This is a genomic window from Salinibacillus aidingensis (assembly GCF_055393355.1).
Map to the genome: position 1 here is coordinate 759,896 of NZ_AP043759.1, position 17,549 is coordinate 777,444.

Here is a 17,549-nt window from a genome sequence, read left to right on the forward strand (position 1 = left end):
AAGATGCGACTGGTTTCCATTTGTCCAAGTAATACAGAAATTGTAGAGTATTTAGGCCTTACTGACCATCTGGCAGGAGTGGATGATTTCTCGGACTGGCCGGAAGTGGTTCAGCGATTACCGAAGCTCGGACCTGATTTAGACATTGACATGGATAAGGTTGAAGCATTAAAACCTGACTTAGTACTGGCATCCTTAAGTGTTCCGGGTATGGAAAAAAATGTGGAGGAGCTGAAGCGAAGAAATCTTCCACACATTGTTTTAGATCCCGACTCATTGGAAGAGATTGGAGAGAATTTACTATTTGCCGGCCGTTACTTAGGTGTTTCATCTAAGGCGAAGGAAATCTATCAATTTTACAAAAACCGAATAGAGGAATATCGTTCTTTAGCTAATCAAATCACAAATAAAAAAAGAGTTTACTGGGAATGGTGGCCAAAGCCTGTTTTTACCCCCGGAAGGATGAACTGGCTCACGGAAATCAGCCAACTGGCAGGAGCCTGCAATGTTTTTGCTTCGGAAGATCAGGCGAGTGTACAAACGGATTGGGAGAAGGTCAGACAACAGAATCCTGATACGATTATAATGGTCTGGGTAGGTGTCATAACGGAGAAGATGAACCCTGAACTTGTTCGCCGGCGGCCTGGATGGGAGCAAATGAAGGCTGTAAAACATAACGAAATTCTAGTGTTAGATGAAAGTCTATTTTGCAGGCCATCCCCGCGTTTGATAGAAGGACTGGAAAAGCTCGCTTCCCAGTTACATCCGGAAATTTTCCCGGCATATACCGGGAAAGATCCTCTGCTAAAATCATGAATAATTCCAGGGATACTCTTCTCAAATATTTATAAATCATTTATAATAGATACAATTTTCAAATAACCGTTATGGTTGGGGGAATTTTACATATGCAGGCAAACTCTGCTGAGAATACGACTAAACTGTCTTCCGAATTAAGTGCTGCTATTAAATCAGGTCTTGCAAAAGGATTTCCCATCTGCTTAGGGTATATTCCAATTGCCATTGCCTATGGTGTGCTTGCTGCCCAATCGATGACCCTTTTTCAACTGACAGCTATGAGTGTCCTTGTCTTTGCAGGAGCTTCACAGTTTATGGGGGCCAAGATGATTGGGGCGGGAAATGGTCTTGTAGAAATCGTTGTGGCCACTTTTGTTTTGAACTTCCGGCATTTTGTCATGAGTTTATCCTTTATGAATAAAGCCCGGCCTGTCCCTTTTAGCTGGAAGGTACCATTGTCACTTGGGTTAACAGATGAAACATTTGCGGTTTCCTCTTTACACGGAGAGGAAGCCAAAAAGCCATATGGCAAGGTGTTCTTTGCCACATTAATGCTTTTGGCTTATTCTGCATGGGTTGGAGGTTCATTCGTAGGAGGTTTGTTAGGGGAACTCATTCCTGAGCAATTAAGTCAGAGCATGAATATCGCCCTTTATGCGATGTTTATTGGCTTGCTGGTCCCTTCTGTGAAAAAGGAATGGAGAGTAGGACTGATTGCTATTATAAGCATGATTATCAATTATGCTCTCATTACTTTGAATATGGCAGAAGGGTGGGCGATTGTACTGTCGACGATTATTGGCGGTTCACTCGGGATTTTTCTGCTTAAAGGAGATGACGATAAGTGATCTGGGCCATTATTATCGGAATGTCAATCGTAACTATTGTACCAAGAATAATACCTGTATTTTTAGTGGATAAAGCCTCTTATCCGAGTTGGATTAATCGCTGGCTTGATGCTATTCCGTATGCCGCTTTAGGCGCACTTATTTTCCCGGGTATTATGACTGTAATTCCGGACCAGCCTGTTATCGGCCTTATCGGTGGAGTTATGGCCATTGTTATTGCATTTTTTGAAGTAAATGTGATTTTTGCGGTTATTGGCGCAATTGTAACAGTGTACTTACTAACAATGTGATCCCTCCGCTTATCTATTTGTTTGGCACATTCATTTTTGGTATGAGAGTCATTTTGGTTAATGCATTTCTTCTGTTTGGTCTTCATTCCTATTATGAAGGCCATTTCAACCCATTTTTTCTGGAGAGGCCAGGACAAAATTTTTTATCTAAAGGTAAATCCGAATTGTGATAGACAAAACTAATTCGCATGGTCATAAAACGAATAAAAGGATACCTTAGCGGAGGAAATATACGTAGACTCCTGCGGGAGGAAGGCCTAGGTGAGACCCCGCAGTGCGATAGCGCGAGGAGGCTCACCAGCCGCCCGCGGCAAAGAAGACACTACGATAACGACCTTTAGAGAGTTTGAGTAGATGTCGCATTTGTGCCCTTGGGTGAAAGCGAAGTATATTTCCGGAGCGGTGGTTCCTGCACCTTGGCTTCGCTTAAACCACCAGAACTGATTATAGTCGCCTCCGCTTTTCTTAATCACATTCTTTCTGTTCCTTTCATAGTTTATAGGGACACTTCACTATAGAGGGGAATGGATTGTATGTACAGACAAAATGATAATGGATTTAGCCAATTTGATGGATTTTTTGATATGTTTCAGCAGCAGTCCCCGGGTCAGGGACCACCATTTGGTCAAGGCCCTTTTCAGGGACCTGGTCAAGGGCCACCGTTTGGACAGGGGCCGGGCCAGGGAGCAGGACCACCGTTTGGTCAGGGCCAGGGCCAATTGCCTCAGGTACCTCCTTCTCTGCCAGATTTGTCTCAGGAAGGATTTTCCGGTCAGTTTGGCTCAGGTTATCAAGGACAGTTTGGAGACGGCCCCTCAGTTCAAGCCGTTGACCCTGGCTCTTTTCAGGGATGTTTAAGAAGATTGACATTGGTGCGCATGACAAATGGCCGAAGATTCTGGTTTTATCCAACCTATATCGGAAGAACGTCGGTAGCTGGTTACAGGTGGTTCCCGCGTCGAAATCAGTGGGCTTACACAGGATTTGATACAGATCGTGTTGAATCCTTTCAATGCTATTAACAGTAATCCAGCTGTAGATTTGTTCTACAGCTGGATTCGTTTAAATGGGGGATTGAAATGTATACTGTGCGAAAGGCTTCCTTTCATGATGCAGCTGGTATTGCTCATGTTCATGTAGATAGCTGGAGAAGTACATATAAAGATCTGGTCCGCAAACAGGACTTGGATCAGGAAACATCTTATGAAAATCGAAAAGCATTTTGGGAAACGATTTTGAAAAAGCATTATAAAAATCAGATTCTTTACGTTGGGGTTAATGAACAGAATCAGGTGATTGGTTTTATTTCAGGTGGTGCTGAACGATCAAAGAAGTTTGACTATGATGGGGAGATTTATGCCGTCTATATTCTGGAGCAATATCAGGGCTTCGGACTTGGGAAAGCATTGTTGAATGCCTTTATGAAGGAAGCCCTGCAGCTTGGCTATCAATCAGTATTAGTATGGGTATTAACAGCTAACCCATCCGGTAAATTTTATGAATATTTTGGGGCTAAGCCTATTGAAGCTGAAGAAATAACGATTGGTGAAGGTACATATGAGGAAACAGCTTTTGGCTGGCCGCAGATTAATAAAAATCCATCTGCCTAGTGGGACTGGGTCTGAAAAGTTGAAACCCATAGCATGGTCTATCTCATGCTATGGGTTATTTATCACGTATTAACTGGCCGTAATACCCCCACTGATGGAGTTTCACTTTGTGTTGGTATAGGAAAATTTGTGGAATAAGGAGAGGTGACGTTTGGCTCCAGCGCCCAGCCGCCTAATCAGATTTCCCTCACTTATAAGGTTCAATATGAATATGGGTATGGTGAATATGAAAGGCCTCGGCTAAATATTCTTCAACCTGATCTGTTATTTGGTGACTTTCTTCGACTGTTAATTCAGGGTGAACTAAAATCGTCGCATCAACCAGAATCTGGTTTCCATGTAACCGTGCTTTGATATCCTTCACTTCCTGAACTCCTTCAACTTTAGCCATACCTTTTTTAATTTGTTTAATTTCCTTACTGTCAAAACCATCTGTAAGCGTAAGGGATGCATCTTTAAAAATGTCAAAGGCCGTTTTACAGATGATAAGACCAACAATAATACCAGCTATAGGGTCCATCCAGGATAAACCGAAGTGACTTCCGATAATCCCTCCGAAGGCACCAATACTGACCAGGGCGTCTGATAGGTTGTCCTGTGACTGTGCATACAAGGAGCTGCTTTTAATCTTTTTAGCCAAAAATAAATTATACCGATAGACACCAAACATAATAGTCGCACTAAATAACGCTGTATAACCAGCAAGCATATTGGGGGTTTCCAGCTCATGTTCTGAGAGTTTTGTAAATGAATTGAAAACAACTTCGATGCCGACTGTGATCATCACAAAAGCAGCGACTAACGACGCAATAGATTCAGCGCGGAAATGTCCATAGTGGTGATCCTGGTCCGGGGGCTTTCTGGATATTTTCAGACCTATTAATACAGCGATGGAGGCGACCACGTCTGTAGCATTATTCAGTCCATCAGCCCTTAAAGCCTGGGATCCGGCAATATAAGCAATGATGAGTTTAAGAGAGGATAAAAATAAATAAGATGAAATGCTGAGCCAGGCACCTTTCTCTCCCCGTTTTAAATCGTAATATTCCTGCATGATTCTTTCCTCCGATTAGGGTGCATTCGTAATATATAGCGTAACAGACCAAATAGTAAAGGTCTAGAATGAATTGCCTGCATCCGTATGTACGCCTATATTTTGTTCGAAATTCGTTGAGTTAAACGGTATATTCAGATAGGTATGAGAAGAAATTGATTTTCACTAAATTTCAGAAGTTTATGACATCCGTTTAAAAGGGAAAAGACTTTTAAACATATTCTATACAATAAGCAAGCATTTACCTTTATAACTTTCTTAATGAAAATAAGATTTATGGAATAAAAATTCATTTTAGATTATTGAAAATTTTCCGAATTTCTTAGATAATAGTAAAAAGGGAACAAGGGGGGATGTTCCGTGAAAAAGCAGAAGCAGTCCTATATCTTAGTGAAATATGAAAATTGTTCACCACAGCCGTTTAAGGCAAAAAAAGAAATCTCCTATGAAATTAAATTGGCATCACGATTAATCCTGGATGAATTAACGTTTAGTCATAATAAAGCCGTTATTGAAAAGCAGATCAATTCGGCGATTGATTCAGACAATCGCAGCGAATTTTATGAATTAAGCAAAAAGTACCAGCCGTTTATAAAAGAATAAGAGAACAGGGTATTTTGTTAAATCCTTTGTCATTTTGTATGACAAAGGATTTTTTAAAGGAGTTTGTCAAAGATTGGCGAATCTAAAGAGTAATAGGAAAGAGATGGAGGGTGAAAATGGAAGGGAAAACGTTTAATCATAGCTATTTTCAGCGAAAGCAAAACCGGATATTACTGCAAATACTCACATTTGGAGTTGTTTTAGGCTTAGGTGCTGAAATTGCCGTTGGGGCTCCGTTGCCGAACATGATTGCACTTGGAGGAATAGGGGGACTTATTGTTGCACTCATTTTAATATTACATATTAGGCATTGGCTCCCTCATGCTATTCCTTATTTATCCATTACGGGGATTTCCATTGTTTCAATGGTCATTATACATAGTTCGGATTATGTGACCAATATGCTGTTTGTGTTTTTCTTACTTGCGGTCGCTGCTATCGCCCTGTCACTAAGAGTTTTAACAACAGGAGCCATCATGGGACTTGGAGTGATGGTTTATTTTATTATCCTGAAGGGCGATGTTGTAGGCTTTGATGGTCGGGCGATTGTTATGACATTAGTGTTCTATACTTTAGTCTTTACACTGCTCTATATTCAGGTTCTTATTGCAAAAGAACTATTGAAGGGTGTACAGGATTCCCTGGATCAATCCAATAAGTTGCTGGCCGACCGTGAACAGCAAAACAACCAAATTAAAAAAACAGCTAAAACCGTACACCAATCGATTCGGAATATTAATGAAAGCAGCCAAAAACAGTCGCAGGCCATGCGTGAAATGAATCAGTCCTTTAAGGAAGTTGGAGGAGCCTCAGAATCACAGGTTGAGTCTGTGTCCAATATTACAGCTTTGACAAGCGAATCAAATAATAAGGTATCTCAAATGATGAAGTCTTTTGAATATCTTGGTCAGACTGGTGAAGAGGTTTTGTCCTCATCAAATACTGGTGAAGCATCTCTTAAAAAGCTGGGCGAAACGATGGAAGGATTCCAGCAATCATTTCAGACGATGCAGCAGAATATGAATGTCCTGACGGAAAAAATAAGGGAAGCGACAGGATTTACCGGTCAGATACAGGATATAGCAGAACAGACGAATCTGTTAGCCCTTAATGCGAGCATTGAAGCGGCTAGGGCCGGAGATGCAGGCAAAGGTTTTGCAGTGGTTGCAGAAGAAATCCGTAAACTTGCGGAAGTGTCCAATACGACAGCTAAGCAAATTGACGAAACATTAAAAGCTGTGGAAGAAGACGCCAGCCAGACCCATCATCATGTAAAACTAAATGATGACAAGTTAATGGAAAGTCTCTCCATAACAAGGGATGTGACAGATTCATTAATTGAAATCGGTAAAAATATTCATATATTTATTGATCAGTTGCGTGAGTTTGGACAGGAAGCAAAAATTATCCAGGACTCCTCAGATGGGATCGATCAATCGGTCAATGAATTAGCTTCGTTAATAGAAGAATCAACAGCGACGATGGAACAGATGCAGACGACCGTCCAGGAGCATTTAGAACGCCAGGAACATCTATTGAAAGCTGTGGAACAGACAAGCCGTGCGATGTCCAAGCTGGAGGAGCACCAGCAGAGTTAATCTAATCATCAATCAAATTCATGCTATACGACTCTATATCAAAATGTTATATTTGAAATAAATCGACAACATTTTGGTTAGAGGGGAAATAAGATGAAAATTAAGTATTCAGCAGCCGTTATTATGCTGGTTGTGATGACTCTTACTGCCTGCCAGAACCAGGAAGTGAGTCAGGATCAGGAAAAACAGTCAGCAAATACAGAACAGAATCAGCAGGAGAATCAAAATGAAGAGAAGAGTTCTGAGAACGAACAAGATCAAGATACAGAAACGAATAAAGGGGAGTCCGGTGAACAAACTTCAGAGGACTCTGAGATGAATGAAGGTAGTAAAGGATCAGATCAGGAAACAGAGGATAAAAAGAACGCCAATGATAAAAATGAAAAGCCGGATGAAAATGGGATTGTTACCCTCTCGGATCCAACGGCAATTGACCTGGTAGTCAATAAACAAAGGAAGTTACCGGACGGTTTCGTGCCACCAGACCTGGTTGAACCGGATGTTCGTTTTTCATTTGACGAATGGAGAGAGAAAAGACAGATGCGGCAAGTGGCAGCAGGGCCATTAGAAAAATTGTTTAAAGGTGCCAAGCAGGCAGGCATAAACCTGTTCGCCGTTTCTGGTTATCGTTCCTATCAGCGGCAGGAAACGATTTATAATTATAATGTGGAAACAAAGGGATTAGAGCATGCCAATAAATATTCTGCTAAGCCAGGCCATAGTGAACACCAGACGGGATTAACGATGGATGTTTCCTCTCCGGCAGTGTCTTATGATTTAGTGGAAGGGTTCAGAGATACAGCTGCAGGAGAATGGCTTGCCAAACATGCTCACGAATACGGCTTTATTATTCGATATCCAAAAGGTAAAGCGGACATTACCGGTTACAGCTACGAACCTTGGCATATACGTTATGTTGGAAAGGAACTTGCTAAAGATATTTACGAGCAGCAAGTTACGCTGGAGGAGTTCTTTGGATTACAGCCTGGAGCAGGGACCGATGAAAAGTAAAGATATCAATTATAAATCCAAATCTAAAGCTGCAGATTTGGATTTTTTTATTAATTTTCTGTAAAAATTAAAAATTCAGGATACTTATATAAAACTTTCTGCTATGCTTAGGAAAACAGTAATGGGGGTGTAAAGCGTGAAAAAGAAAAAGGTCATTCGAAGCTGGATGCTCTATGATTGGGCAAACTCAGCTTTTGCGACAACGATGATGGCTGCGGTTTTGCCTGTATTTTATTCTGACTACTATGCATCGAACCTGTCGGATCAGACGGCTACAAGCTACTGGGCGTATACACAGTCTATTGCTGTTCTGATTGTTGCTATCCTGGCCCCTGTTTTAGGAGCTATTAGTGATTACTCACAGGCAAAGAAGAAGTTTTTACGCTTTTTTGCTTATATGGGAATCCTTGCAAGTATCTTGTTTGCAGTTGTAGGTGAAGGACAGTACTTATTTGCTTCCATATTAATGGTTATTGCCTCTGTAGGGTTCTCAGGGGGAAATGTGTTTTATGACGCATTTTTGCCGGAAATTGCTGACAAAGAACAGATTGATAAGGTCTCCACATCAGGGTTTGCTTTTGGTTACATAGGTGGGGGAGTTTTACTTGCGATCAATATCCTAATGATTCAAAAATATGAATGGTTTGGGTTTCCGGATATAGCTGCTGCAACAAAAACAGCCTTAATATCCGTGGGAATCTGGTGGTTTGTCTTTTCACTCCCCCTGTTTAAAAACCTGAAGGAGGAGAAGAGACAAAAACGAAAAAGGGATGAGTCTTTTATTGTAATAGGCTTTCGTCGTGTCGGGCATACATTTCGTTCTCTGCGTCATTTTAAGCAATTATTTATATTTCTAATCGCTTTTTGGCTGTTCAATGATGGGATATCGACCATCATCCGAATGGCGACCATTTATGGCAGAGAGATCGGAATTGGACAAAGTGATTTAATTATTGCTCTGTTAATGACTCAATTTGTCGGCATTCCCTGTACCTTTCTTTTTGGCTGGTTTTCGAAAAAAATTCATCCTAAACAGGCACTGACCCTTGCCTTGCTGGTTTATGTAGCGATTGTTATACTGGGCTATTTTATGACCTCTGCTCTGCATTTCTATCTGCTGGCCATTTGCGTCGGGTTCGTTCAGGGTGGTGCGCAGGCTCTTAGCCGCTCCATATTTGGAAGAATGGTCCCCCGGCAAAAGGAAGCCGAATTTTATGGGTTTTATGGGATTTCCTCCAAATTTGCAGCCATTGTAGGCCCCTTTGTATTTGGGCTCGTAGGACAACTGACAGGATCCAGTCGGCTCGGTATTTTGGCTTTGTTAGTATTCTTTATTGTCGGCATTCTTTTACTGCAAATGGTTAATATCGAAAAAGGAGAGCGGGAGGCTGAGGAAGCATCTTTATAACAAGAAAGCCGCGACACTAATCGGTCGCGGCTTTTGCTCTTATAAAATCGGACGGCTATAGCGGTTTTCCAACTGTTGATTTACCGGCTTCCCTGTATCGTAGGATATATTATCAATAAGTTCAGCTACTGTTTGTTTATTTTGAGATGTAGGGTGTTCCCAGTACTTAATAATGGCAAACAAGGTTTCCAGTCCTTCCTTTTTCCCTTTATTATATAAGTCGATAAAGCTTTCAGTACTAGGTTCGTTTGTTGCCGGATGGTACCATGTGGAATGGTCCTCATTGAGGTAATCCCTATCTTTCTTGATTGGCTGATGAGAAAAGGGAGAAATCATGGAACCCAGAATCCTGTTTTTCCAGCTGTATGGATCAAACAGTACTTTTAATGCGCGTTTCATATCCCGGTAGGCAAGCTGAATAAAATCATCCGGGAGTTTATCTGTGTGCTCGGAAAAATGGTGCATGATGGTGTTCTGTAAAAGTCTGCTTACTTCCTTATCAAGGGTTGGACCTACATCTATTTCTTTATAAACGGGAACCTTCCATGTATCAAGATTTCGGTATTTTCGCATCATCAATGTATCAATAATCACTTCAAGCTCCTGATGCTTATTCTTTTCATAGCCTGCACGATAATGTATATAAGGGTGTGTATTCCGGTCTAATATATGGTGTGAAACAAATCCCAGAATGTAGGCTTTGGTTGAATTTGATTTAGAAATACCTGACTGAAGAATATCCATAAGAAATGGACCGCATTTTTCAGTATGCAAAAGCTTCCCCATATCATTTATTTCCCCATTATGTTTCCATGGCCAAAAATTGTGATAGAAAAATGGATCTGGCCCCTGGGCACCTAAGTTCATATAGCCCTGTACGTCTTGAAGATGGACTGGATCATTCAAGGAAACCATAATATCCTCACAAAACATAATATGCGTCCATATGTTAGGCATAAGATGACCCGCCTTTCTATCTGTATTTCCCAGCTTCCTTTACCTCTGATTTGGAAGCGAGTAAATGTAATGTTCCAAGAATAAAAACTTACTATCTGACAGTGCTGGTATTTACATGTATATTATAAAGGACATATCGCAAAAAAAGAGAGGTTTATCTGACATTTTTTTGTCTACAAGTAGGCAATTTTCAAAACATTTGGTATGGTAAAAGAGTAAACGAGTTAATAAAGGGGTATAAGGAGGAGAACTATATGGACTATCGCATTGAAAAAGATACCATAGGAGAAATGAAGGTTCCAGCAGACAAGTATTGGGGTGCCCAGACACAGCGAAGTAAACAGAACTTTCCAATTGGCGGCGAAAAAATGCCAAAGGAAATTGTAAGTGCTTTCGCCATTTTGAAGAAAAGCGCAGCGAAGGCAAACGAAGAGCTTGGCCTTTTAGAGAAGGAAAAAGCAGACGCGATTACATATGCTGCAGATAAAGTGATTGAAGGAGAACTGGAGGAACATTTCCCACTTGTCGTATGGCAAACAGGAAGTGGCACACAGTCGAATATGAATACCAATGAAGTAATTGCCTATGTAGGAAATCAGTGGCTGGAAGAGCAGGGAAGTGAATGGAGGCTTCACCCGAATGATGATGTGAACAAATCCCAAAGTTCAAATGATACGTTCCCAACAGCCATGCATATTGCTGCCGTTTTAAAATTAGAGGATCTGGTACTGCCAGCTCTGAAAAAATTAAAACGCACACTTGCAGATAAATCAAAGGCTTATGAGGACCTTGTCAAAATTGGTCGTACTCATTTACAGGATGCTACCCCATTGACCTTAGGACAGGAAATCAGTGGCTGGCATCGAATGCTGGAAAAAACCGAGGATATGATTCATAACAGTTTATCATCCATCTATGAGCTGGCAATTGGTGGCACAGCAGTAGGTACCGGCTTAAACGCTCATCCGGATTTTTCCGAAAAGGTATGTGGATATATCAATCAGTTTACCAACAAGACATTCATTTCTGCTCCTAATAAATTCCATGCTTTAACGAGTCATGATGAATTGGTATATGCTCATGGTGCATTAAAGGCATTAGCGGCTGATTTAATGAAAATTGCCAATGATGTGCGCTGGCTGGCAAGCGGTCCTCGTTGTGGAATTGGTGAAATTACGATTCCTGCCAATGAACCAGGAAGCTCCATTATGCCAGGAAAGGTTAACCCAACACAGAGTGAGGCTGTAACGATGGTAGCCACGCAAGTGATGGGAAATGATGCAACCATTGGATTTGCTGCCAGTCAGGGGAATTTCGAACTGAACGTATTCAAACCGGTTATTGCCCATAACTTCCTGCAATCCAGTCAATTACTGGCAGACAGCATGGTATCCTTTAATGACCGTTGTGTAGCTGGCCTGGAGCCAAATGAAGAGAAAATTAATGAGTATTTAAAGGATTCTCTCATGCTCGTAACTGCATTAAATCCTCATATCGGCTATGAAAATGCAGCTAAAATAGCCAAAAATGCATTTGAGAAAAACCTGACTCTTAAAGAATCAGCACTGGAATTAGAACTGTTAACCGAAGAACAATTCGATGAATACGTAGACCCCAAACAAATGACAAAACCAAATGCATAGAAAAGCGGAGGCGACCGGTTAGGTCCGACGGCATAAGCAGAATATCCGGAGTGGCCGCTTTTGGGCCATGGAGGGTATTCTGCTTATGACCGCTTGGACCTGGGAGCCGCAGCTGGACAAAAGAAAAGCGGAGGCGACCGGTTAGGTCCGACGGCATAAGCAGAATATCCGGAGTGGCCGCTTTTGGGCAGCCATGGAGGGTATTATGCTTATGACTGCTTTAGCCTGGGAGCCGTAGCTTGACAATAGAAAAGTGAAAACGGCCATTTAGCCTGGCAGCTATTTTGGAAATTACCCGTCAATACGTAAAAAAATTACCAATCAAAAATACTCATATGTTTATCACCTCCTGTTCACAATAATAAGCACAGGAGGTGATAAACAATGGCAAACAACAACAGCAACAATTCTAACCAATTAGTAGTACCTGGAGCTGATCAGGCAATTAACCAGATGAAAACTGAGATTGCTTCAGAATTTGGTGTAAACCTTGGTGCTGATACTACCTCTCGTGCAAACGGTTCTGTTGGTGGTGAAATCACTAAGCGCCTTGTAACGTTTGCTCAACAACAAATGGGTGGCCAATCTGGACAACAATAAATAAGGATGGAATAAACAGAGGAGGGATCCCTGATCTCTCCTCTATACATACAAAGAAAATTCTTTAACGGATTCCAATTTTTATACCTTTTGGCCTCTTGTTAACTATGTAAAATGGGGTGAGGCATCGTGTACGTTTGTCCAGTCTGTAATGGTCTCTCAAAAATGGAGAAAACCTGTGAAGTTTGCCGGGGACCTATGTTGGACCGGGGACGAATTGTTGATTATTATGATGATTACAGTCCGTATTGGGAGGAAGAAGATGCCAAAATGGTTGACGGCGTGTTAGAATCGAAGGCCAACCATTTATGCGTTCATGTTTACCATTGTTTATCATGTGATTCGGAAGTTGAAGTTTCGGTAAAAGAGGTCAAAAGATAAAGAACAAAGGTCGGAACCACGATTGTTCCGACACTTTTTTTGATATTAGCCTTCTTTATGATCCGAGGGTGTGGAGTCCGGAAAATCCTCATCATTTTCAGGTAATTTGCGGGCCGCTTCAATTTGAATACGGTTATGGGTCCGGTTTACCCGGCCGCCCGCCATCCCCTCATTAATCATTCGATCAACATCCACATCATATTCTTCCCGGCTATCCTTGAACTGTTCATGACCATTTGGATCAGGCATCATTATTCCCCTTTCCTTCATCCTAAGCTTGTTATGAACCATTAGTTGCGTACGCTTACTTTTTGTTTTTATGGTAAGCTGTATACTCGGTATTTTTTACATCAACGTTGATAAACATGAATGCTTTACAGGAAATTTGTTTATACATGAAGAGGAGGTGTATTATACTTTACGTACAGTCAGTATTCAAAAGTAGGAGAGAGATAGCTACATGAATATATGGATAACTTTTTTATTTATGATTATTGTTGGTGCTGTTATTGGTGGAATGACAAATTCCCTGGCAATCAGAATGCTTTTTCGACCTTATAAGCCTAAATATATTGGCTCTGTAAAAATTCCTTTTACTCCAGGTCTGATTCCGAAACGACAGTCTGAATTGGCCAGACAAATGGGAAATACGGTAGTTAAACATTTATTAACACCAGAAGGCATGAAAAGGAAAATCCAAAATCCACAGTTTTATCAGCAGGTGGTCAGCTGGATTAAGCAGGAAATTGAACGTTTGGGAATGAGTGATAAGACAGTTCAGGACCTTCTTCAACAGCTTAATTTAGGACTATCAGATAAGGAATTAAGAAAGTCCTCGACATCATTTATCAAAAAACAGATAAATCAATGGCTCAGAGCAAATGAACATCAGACATTTCGCGCCCTTCTGCCTGCAGAAGTTCTGAAAAAGAGTGAAAAATATATCCCGGAATTCAGCACTTACTTAATAGAAAAAGTGGATCAGTATATCAGCAGTGAGCAGGGCAGACAAAAAATCGGACGTATGGCTGAGGGTTATCTTGGAGGTTCCGGTTTTTTCGGGCATATGGTATCTTCTTTTCTTGGAGAAGAAGGCCTGGCCGACCGCATTCAGCCAGCCATTTCCCAATATTTAAAATCTGAGGACGCCCATCAGATGGTAAGAGGTTTAATTAAGCAGGAATGGGAAAAACTGCAGGATAAGGAAGTTCGTGAAATGGAATCGCATTTTATTACGGATCGGTTGAAATCGGACATAGCTGACAAGCTGGCAGGGATGATTCCTCTGAATGAACTGTTACATACACGGGTGAAAACGATTGTGACTCAATATCAGGATGTTATCGAAAATCGGCTTATCCCACATCTTGTTACAATGCTGCAGAACTATTTGGAAAAGAATATTGAATGGCTTATGAGCAGGCTTCATTTACAGGAACTGGTCAAGGATGAGGTGGAAAACTTTGAGGTCCATCGACTGGAGTCCATGGTTTTAGGAATTTCCAGACGGGAATTAAAGATGATTACTTATTTAGGAGCAGTCCTGGGAGGCGTTATCGGCTTCATACAGGCCATAATTGTCATCGTACTTACATAGTTCATGCTATACATGAGGATGAATGTTTGTTAAAGTTAAAAAGTATAAGATTTTTAGGAGGTTAATAATGGCGAATTTATATGATGTAGCCTATGATTTAGAAAATACTTTAAGGTCCAGTGATGAATTTCAGGGACTGAAACAAGCTTATGAGGCTGTAATGAGTGATGAGTCTTCTAAAAGAATGTTCGAGGACTTTAGAAATACACAAATGGAACTTCAGCAAAAGCAAATGCAGGGTGAAGATATTACAGATGAAGAAGTAGAAAAAGCAAGAAAAACTGTTGAACTCGTTCAGCAGGACAATAAAATTTCTTCTTTAATGGAAAAGGAACAGCATCTGAATAATGTCATCAATGATATCAGTCAGATTATCACCAAGCCATTGGAAGAATTATATGGACAGGACGATCAGTAATAAAACAAAAAGCCATCCCGGAGTCTGAGCTCTGGGATGGCTTTTGTTTGTAGAGTAAATTAAAAAATTGAGATCGGTTGCTAAAAATGCTGGAATGGCGCCGTCCAGCTCCAGCTGGACAAACGGGCGCTTCCGCTTTTGTTCTTAGCGATGAAATAGGACAAGGTGGCCGTTTGGTGATACACAACGGTGGGTATGCTCCTGATAGTCCTTTTCCTCTAATATCTGATGTCCAATTCGCTTGGCTTCTTTATCATCCTGTGCTTCCAAAGTTTCATCAAGTAAATTACTTCCATCTTTTTTAAATACGGTTAAATAATAAGTCCCCATCGTTTTTCCCTCCTCATATGTCCGCTTTCATGAATGACGATTCAGTAATATATATTCTTAAGAAAATGTAAAAATCCTGCTTCTATCCAATATTATATTGTAAATATTTGAAACCTTATCTATAATAATGTCGTACTACATGACTAAGTGTATGTAAAGAGAGGAGAACGTTCATGACATTGGAATTAAAGGGAGTGACCAGAAAATTTGGCTCTTTTACTGCAGTTGATGATTTATCCCTTGAAATCCCCGAGAGTCAGATTTTTGGGTTTTTAGGAGCAAACGGTGCGGGAAAAACCACTACTTTCCGTATGATATTGGGGCTGTTGCAGCAAACAGAAGGGTCTATCAAATGGAATGGAGATTCTATTCATTATAATAAAAGTCATTTAATTGGTTATTTACCAGAGGAGCGAGGATTATATCCTAAGCAGAAGGTAGAAACACAGCTTGTCTATTTAGGCCGGCTGCGGGGGATGGATAAATCCGAGGCTTTGAGACAGCTGGATTACTGGCTGGAACGTTTTAAGGTACCTGAATACAGAGGGAAAAAGGTTGAGGAGCTATCGAAAGGAAATCAGCAAAAAATCCAATTTATCAGTGCAGTCATACATAATCCAAAACTGCTGATACTAGATGAACCCTTTTCAGGCCTTGACCCTGTAAATGTTGAACTCCTGAAACAGGCTGTCATTGATCTTAAGAAGCAGGGGACTTCGATTGTTTTTTCATCTCATCGAATGGAGCATGTAGAAGAACTCTGTGAACACCTTTGTATTATGCATCACGGACGTCCAGTTGTTCACGGGGACTTACGTCAGATTAAACGGGATTTCGGCAGGAAAAACGTTAGGGTTCGTGCAGATTTTGATGTATCCTTCATTCAGGATATCCCGGGTGTCGTACGTTTCAGGAATCTTACAGAGGGCTGTGAGGTTCAGGTTGAAAATGAAAGTGTGTCCCAGAGAATATTTGAATCGATTCAGGATAAAGGGTTTGTACGCACGTTTGATATAGAAGAGCCCTCTTTAAATGATATTTTTATTGAGAAAGTGGGTGCTTCCTATGAGTAAGTTCTGGACAATTTTAAGCTACACATATACCAGCCATTTAAAAAGCAAGTCTTTTATCATTATCACACTCATATCGCTGCTTCTGATTGCAGGATTGACGAATTTTCAGAGGATTGTTGATTTGTTTGATGATGGAGAAGAAGGAAGTACCGAGAAAATAGCCGTAATCGATGAAACAAATCAGATATACAGTCAGCTTGAGTCCTCGATAACGAATATAGATGACGGAATTGAAGTTACAGCTTTCTCAGGAACAGAAAAAGAGGCTAAAGAAGCTGTGAGAGACCATGAGTTTCTAGGCTATGCCCATGTGTCTTTAAATGATCAGGACCTTCCTGCTGCCTCCTTTTATGCGATGAGTGTAGCGGATACAAGCCATGCTGTGGATGCATTACAACAGGCTCTGAGTCAGGTGAAAACGGGAATCATTACCCAACAGGCAGGGATTGATCAATCAACCGTACAGCAAATCTTTGCCCCCGTATCGATTGAAACGGAATCTTTAAAAACCGAGGCAAAATCTGCTGAGGAAATGAATCAGGCCCGTGGTCTGGTGTACTTTATGATTTTTCTGATTTATTTCGCTGTTCTCTTATATGGAAATATGATTGCGAGCGAGGTAGCCGTAGAAAAATCTTCAAGAGTCATGGAGATTCTTGTTTCCAGTGTTTCACCTGTTACACAGATGTTTGCGAAAATCATCGGAATTGCCTTGCTTGGTTTAACACAATTCGGCTTAATTATTTTAGTGGGCTACGCATCGTTAAAGGCGAATCAAAATGAGCTGGTCGGAGGAATCTTTGAATATCTTGGTTTAGGAGAAGCTCCTGTCAGCACCATTGTATATGCAGTGGTGTTCTTCCTCTTGGGCTATCTGCTCTATGCTATGCTTGCCGCTATGCTTGGATCCCTGGTCAGCCGGACGGAAGAGGTCAACCAGATTATTACGCCTATGATGTTTCTCATTATTGCAGCCTTTATGATTGCTATGTATGGGTTGAACGATCCGACAGCATCATTTGTAACGGTAACATCGTATATTCCTTTCTTTACACCGATTATTATGTTTGTCCGTGTGGGAATGTTAAATATACCGATTTGGGAGGTTGCCTTATCGATTGGGATTTTAATCCTGACCATTTTTATTTTTGCTAACATCGCTGCAAAAGTATATAAAGGCGGCGTCTTAATGTATGGGGCAACAACATCTCTAAAAGACATCAGAAAAGCTCTTCAATTAACGAAAAAAGATTAATACACCGTAACCTGATCATAGAATTTTTCAGTCATTATCTATGGTTTTCTGCTACAATAAACGTATTGCAATCAG

General features: G+C 40.9%; 20 protein-coding genes. 16 read left to right on the forward strand and 4 right to left on the reverse strand.

Annotated features, from left to right (window positions below; all coding sequences use genetic code 11):
• The first annotated feature begins 3 nt into the window (after positions 1-3).
• The 5 genes from ACZ5OK_RS04170 to ACZ5OK_RS04190 all read left to right on the forward strand — a co-directional run bounded on the left by ACZ5OK_RS04170 (position 4) and on the right by ACZ5OK_RS04190 (position 3,546).
• Positions 4-816, forward strand: coding sequence for a cobalamin-binding protein (locus ACZ5OK_RS04170; protein WP_343839529.1), 813 nt, complete (start codon positions 4-6; stop codon positions 814-816).
• A gap of 92 nt (positions 817-908) precedes the next feature.
• Positions 909-1,646 (forward strand): AzlC family ABC transporter permease, encoded by a 738-nt coding sequence (locus tag ACZ5OK_RS04175; RefSeq protein WP_343839531.1) that lies wholly within the window; start codon positions 909-911, stop codon positions 1,644-1,646.
• Positions 1,643-1,936 (forward strand): AzlD domain-containing protein, encoded by a 294-nt coding sequence (locus ACZ5OK_RS04180; protein ID WP_343839534.1) that lies wholly within the window; start codon positions 1,643-1,645, stop codon positions 1,934-1,936. Before ACZ5OK_RS04175 ends, ACZ5OK_RS04180 begins: the two co-directional genes overlap by 4 nt.
• A gap of 533 nt (positions 1,937-2,469) precedes the next feature.
• Positions 2,470-2,958: a hypothetical protein gene (locus ACZ5OK_RS04185; RefSeq protein WP_343839536.1), complete on the forward strand. Its 489-nt coding sequence runs from the start codon at positions 2,470-2,472 to the stop codon at positions 2,956-2,958.
• Positions 2,959-3,015: 57 nt separating this feature from the next.
• A complete protein-coding gene (locus tag ACZ5OK_RS04190; RefSeq protein ID WP_343839537.1) occupies positions 3,016-3,546 on the forward strand; it encodes a GNAT family N-acetyltransferase in 531 nt (176 codons plus the stop codon).
• A 187-nt stretch (positions 3,547-3,733) separates the two neighbouring features.
• On the opposite strand, the gene ACZ5OK_RS04195 is transcribed toward ACZ5OK_RS04190, so the two are convergent.
• Complete coding sequence (locus tag ACZ5OK_RS04195; RefSeq protein WP_343839540.1) at positions 3,734-4,600, reverse strand: cation diffusion facilitator family transporter; 867 nt, start codon at positions 4,598-4,600, stop codon at positions 3,734-3,736.
• Positions 4,601-4,960: 360 nt separating this feature from the next.
• Here ACZ5OK_RS04195 and ACZ5OK_RS04200 point away from each other — a divergent pair, with 360 nt between their 5' ends.
• From ACZ5OK_RS04200 to ACZ5OK_RS04215, 4 genes are all read left to right on the forward strand, one after another.
• Entirely contained in the window at positions 4,961-5,203 is a 243-nt protein-coding gene (locus tag ACZ5OK_RS04200; RefSeq protein WP_343839543.1) for an IDEAL domain-containing protein, read from the forward strand.
• 116 nt (positions 5,204-5,319) lie between these two features.
• Positions 5,320-6,801 (forward strand): methyl-accepting chemotaxis protein, encoded by a 1,482-nt coding sequence (locus tag ACZ5OK_RS04205; protein ID WP_343839547.1) that lies wholly within the window; start codon positions 5,320-5,322, stop codon positions 6,799-6,801.
• 93 nt (positions 6,802-6,894) lie between these two features.
• Complete coding sequence (locus ACZ5OK_RS04210; protein ID WP_343839549.1) at positions 6,895-7,812, forward strand: M15 family metallopeptidase; 918 nt, start codon at positions 6,895-6,897, stop codon at positions 7,810-7,812.
• A 166-nt stretch (positions 7,813-7,978) separates the two neighbouring features.
• On the forward strand, positions 7,979-9,220 hold the full coding sequence (locus ACZ5OK_RS04215; protein ID WP_343840271.1) for an MFS transporter: 1,242 nt from the start codon (positions 7,979-7,981) through the stop codon (positions 9,218-9,220).
• 39 nt (positions 9,221-9,259) lie between these two features.
• On the opposite strand, the gene ACZ5OK_RS04220 is transcribed toward ACZ5OK_RS04215, so the two are convergent.
• A complete protein-coding gene (locus ACZ5OK_RS04220; protein ID WP_343839550.1) occupies positions 9,260-10,177 on the reverse strand; it encodes a zinc dependent phospholipase C family protein in 918 nt (305 codons plus the stop codon).
• 254 nt (positions 10,178-10,431) lie between these two features.
• On the opposite strand from ACZ5OK_RS04220, the gene fumC reads away from it, so the two are divergent.
• The 3 genes from fumC (at position 10,432) to ACZ5OK_RS04235 (ending at position 12,801) form a co-directional block, all read left to right on the forward strand.
• Positions 10,432-11,820, forward strand: coding sequence for a class II fumarate hydratase (fumC, locus tag ACZ5OK_RS04225; RefSeq protein WP_343839553.1), 1,389 nt, complete (start codon positions 10,432-10,434; stop codon positions 11,818-11,820).
• Positions 11,821-12,204: 384 nt separating this feature from the next.
• The gene (locus tag ACZ5OK_RS04230) at positions 12,205-12,420 is read left to right on the forward strand and encodes an alpha/beta-type small acid-soluble spore protein (protein WP_044161089.1); all 216 of its coding nucleotides are present in this window, start codon (positions 12,205-12,207) and stop codon (positions 12,418-12,420) included.
• Between the two features lie 198 nt (positions 12,421-12,618).
• Positions 12,619-12,801 (forward strand): hypothetical protein, encoded by a 183-nt coding sequence (locus ACZ5OK_RS04235; RefSeq protein WP_343839557.1) that lies wholly within the window; start codon positions 12,619-12,621, stop codon positions 12,799-12,801.
• Between the two features lie 45 nt (positions 12,802-12,846).
• Here ACZ5OK_RS04235 and ACZ5OK_RS04240 read toward each other — a convergent pair whose 3' ends face one another.
• Positions 12,847-13,053, reverse strand: coding sequence for a hypothetical protein (locus ACZ5OK_RS04240; RefSeq protein ID WP_464758482.1), 207 nt, complete (start codon positions 13,051-13,053; stop codon positions 12,847-12,849).
• A 208-nt stretch (positions 13,054-13,261) separates the two neighbouring features.
• Between ACZ5OK_RS04240 and ACZ5OK_RS04245 the strand changes: the two genes are divergently transcribed.
• Together ACZ5OK_RS04245 and ACZ5OK_RS04250 are read left to right on the forward strand one after the other, a co-directional pair.
• A complete protein-coding gene (locus tag ACZ5OK_RS04245) occupies positions 13,262-14,398 on the forward strand; it encodes a DUF445 domain-containing protein (RefSeq protein ID WP_343839562.1) in 1,137 nt (378 codons plus the stop codon).
• Between the two features lie 67 nt (positions 14,399-14,465).
• Positions 14,466-14,816: a YlbF/YmcA family competence regulator gene (locus tag ACZ5OK_RS04250; RefSeq protein WP_343839563.1), complete on the forward strand. Its 351-nt coding sequence runs from the start codon at positions 14,466-14,468 to the stop codon at positions 14,814-14,816.
• A 144-nt stretch (positions 14,817-14,960) separates the two neighbouring features.
• Here the strand turns inward: ACZ5OK_RS04250 and ACZ5OK_RS04255 are convergent, their stop codons facing one another.
• Entirely contained in the window at positions 14,961-15,146 is a 186-nt protein-coding gene (locus ACZ5OK_RS04255; protein ID WP_343839564.1) for a YhzD family protein, read from the reverse strand.
• 173 nt (positions 15,147-15,319) lie between these two features.
• Between ACZ5OK_RS04255 and ACZ5OK_RS04260 the strand changes: the two genes are divergently transcribed.
• Together ACZ5OK_RS04260 and ACZ5OK_RS04265 are read left to right on the forward strand one after the other, a co-directional pair.
• On the forward strand, positions 15,320-16,219 hold the full coding sequence (locus ACZ5OK_RS04260; protein WP_343839565.1) for an ABC transporter ATP-binding protein: 900 nt from the start codon (positions 15,320-15,322) through the stop codon (positions 16,217-16,219).
• Positions 16,212-17,474, forward strand: coding sequence for an ABC transporter permease (locus ACZ5OK_RS04265; protein ID WP_343839568.1), 1,263 nt, complete (start codon positions 16,212-16,214; stop codon positions 17,472-17,474). Before ACZ5OK_RS04260 ends, ACZ5OK_RS04265 begins: the two co-directional genes overlap by 8 nt.
• Positions 17,475-17,549: the final 75 nt, after the last annotated feature.

Excerpts from the sequence above, each read along its gene's own strand:
- ACZ5OK_RS04170 (WP_343839529.1), top strand. The coding sequence starts at position 4 with ATGCGACTGGTTTCCATTTGTCCAAGTAATACAGAAATTGTAGAGTAT.
- ACZ5OK_RS04175 (WP_343839531.1), top strand. The coding sequence starts at position 909 with ATGCAGGCAAACTCTGCTGAGAATACGACTAAACTGTCTTCCGAATTA.
- ACZ5OK_RS04185 (WP_343839536.1), top strand. The coding sequence starts at position 2,470 with ATGTACAGACAAAATGATAATGGATTTAGCCAATTTGATGGATTTTTT.
- ACZ5OK_RS04190 (WP_343839537.1), top strand. The coding sequence starts at position 3,016 with ATGTATACTGTGCGAAAGGCTTCCTTTCATGATGCAGCTGGTATTGCT.
- ACZ5OK_RS04195 (WP_343839540.1), bottom strand. The coding sequence starts at position 4,600 with ATGCAGGAATATTACGATTTAAAACGGGGAGAGAAAGGTGCCTGGCTC.
- ACZ5OK_RS04205 (WP_343839547.1), top strand. The coding sequence starts at position 5,320 with ATGGAAGGGAAAACGTTTAATCATAGCTATTTTCAGCGAAAGCAAAAC.
- ACZ5OK_RS04210 (WP_343839549.1), top strand. The coding sequence starts at position 6,895 with ATGAAAATTAAGTATTCAGCAGCCGTTATTATGCTGGTTGTGATGACT.
- ACZ5OK_RS04215 (WP_343840271.1), top strand. The coding sequence starts at position 7,979 with ATGCTCTATGATTGGGCAAACTCAGCTTTTGCGACAACGATGATGGCT.
- ACZ5OK_RS04220 (WP_343839550.1), bottom strand. The coding sequence starts at position 10,177 with ATGCCTAACATATGGACGCATATTATGTTTTGTGAGGATATTATGGTT.
- fumC (WP_343839553.1), top strand. The coding sequence starts at position 10,432 with ATGGACTATCGCATTGAAAAAGATACCATAGGAGAAATGAAGGTTCCA.
- ACZ5OK_RS04230 (WP_044161089.1), top strand. The coding sequence starts at position 12,205 with ATGGCAAACAACAACAGCAACAATTCTAACCAATTAGTAGTACCTGGA.
- ACZ5OK_RS04235 (WP_343839557.1), top strand. The coding sequence starts at position 12,619 with ATGTTGGACCGGGGACGAATTGTTGATTATTATGATGATTACAGTCCG.
- ACZ5OK_RS04240 (WP_464758482.1), bottom strand. The coding sequence starts at position 13,053 with ATGATGCCTGATCCAAATGGTCATGAACAGTTCAAGGATAGCCGGGAA.
- ACZ5OK_RS04245 (WP_343839562.1), top strand. The coding sequence starts at position 13,262 with ATGAATATATGGATAACTTTTTTATTTATGATTATTGTTGGTGCTGTT.
- ACZ5OK_RS04250 (WP_343839563.1), top strand. The coding sequence starts at position 14,466 with ATGGCGAATTTATATGATGTAGCCTATGATTTAGAAAATACTTTAAGG.
- ACZ5OK_RS04255 (WP_343839564.1), bottom strand. The coding sequence starts at position 15,146 with ATGGGGACTTATTATTTAACCGTATTTAAAAAAGATGGAAGTAATTTA.
- ACZ5OK_RS04260 (WP_343839565.1), top strand. The coding sequence starts at position 15,320 with ATGACATTGGAATTAAAGGGAGTGACCAGAAAATTTGGCTCTTTTACT.
- ACZ5OK_RS04265 (WP_343839568.1), top strand. The coding sequence starts at position 16,212 with ATGAGTAAGTTCTGGACAATTTTAAGCTACACATATACCAGCCATTTA.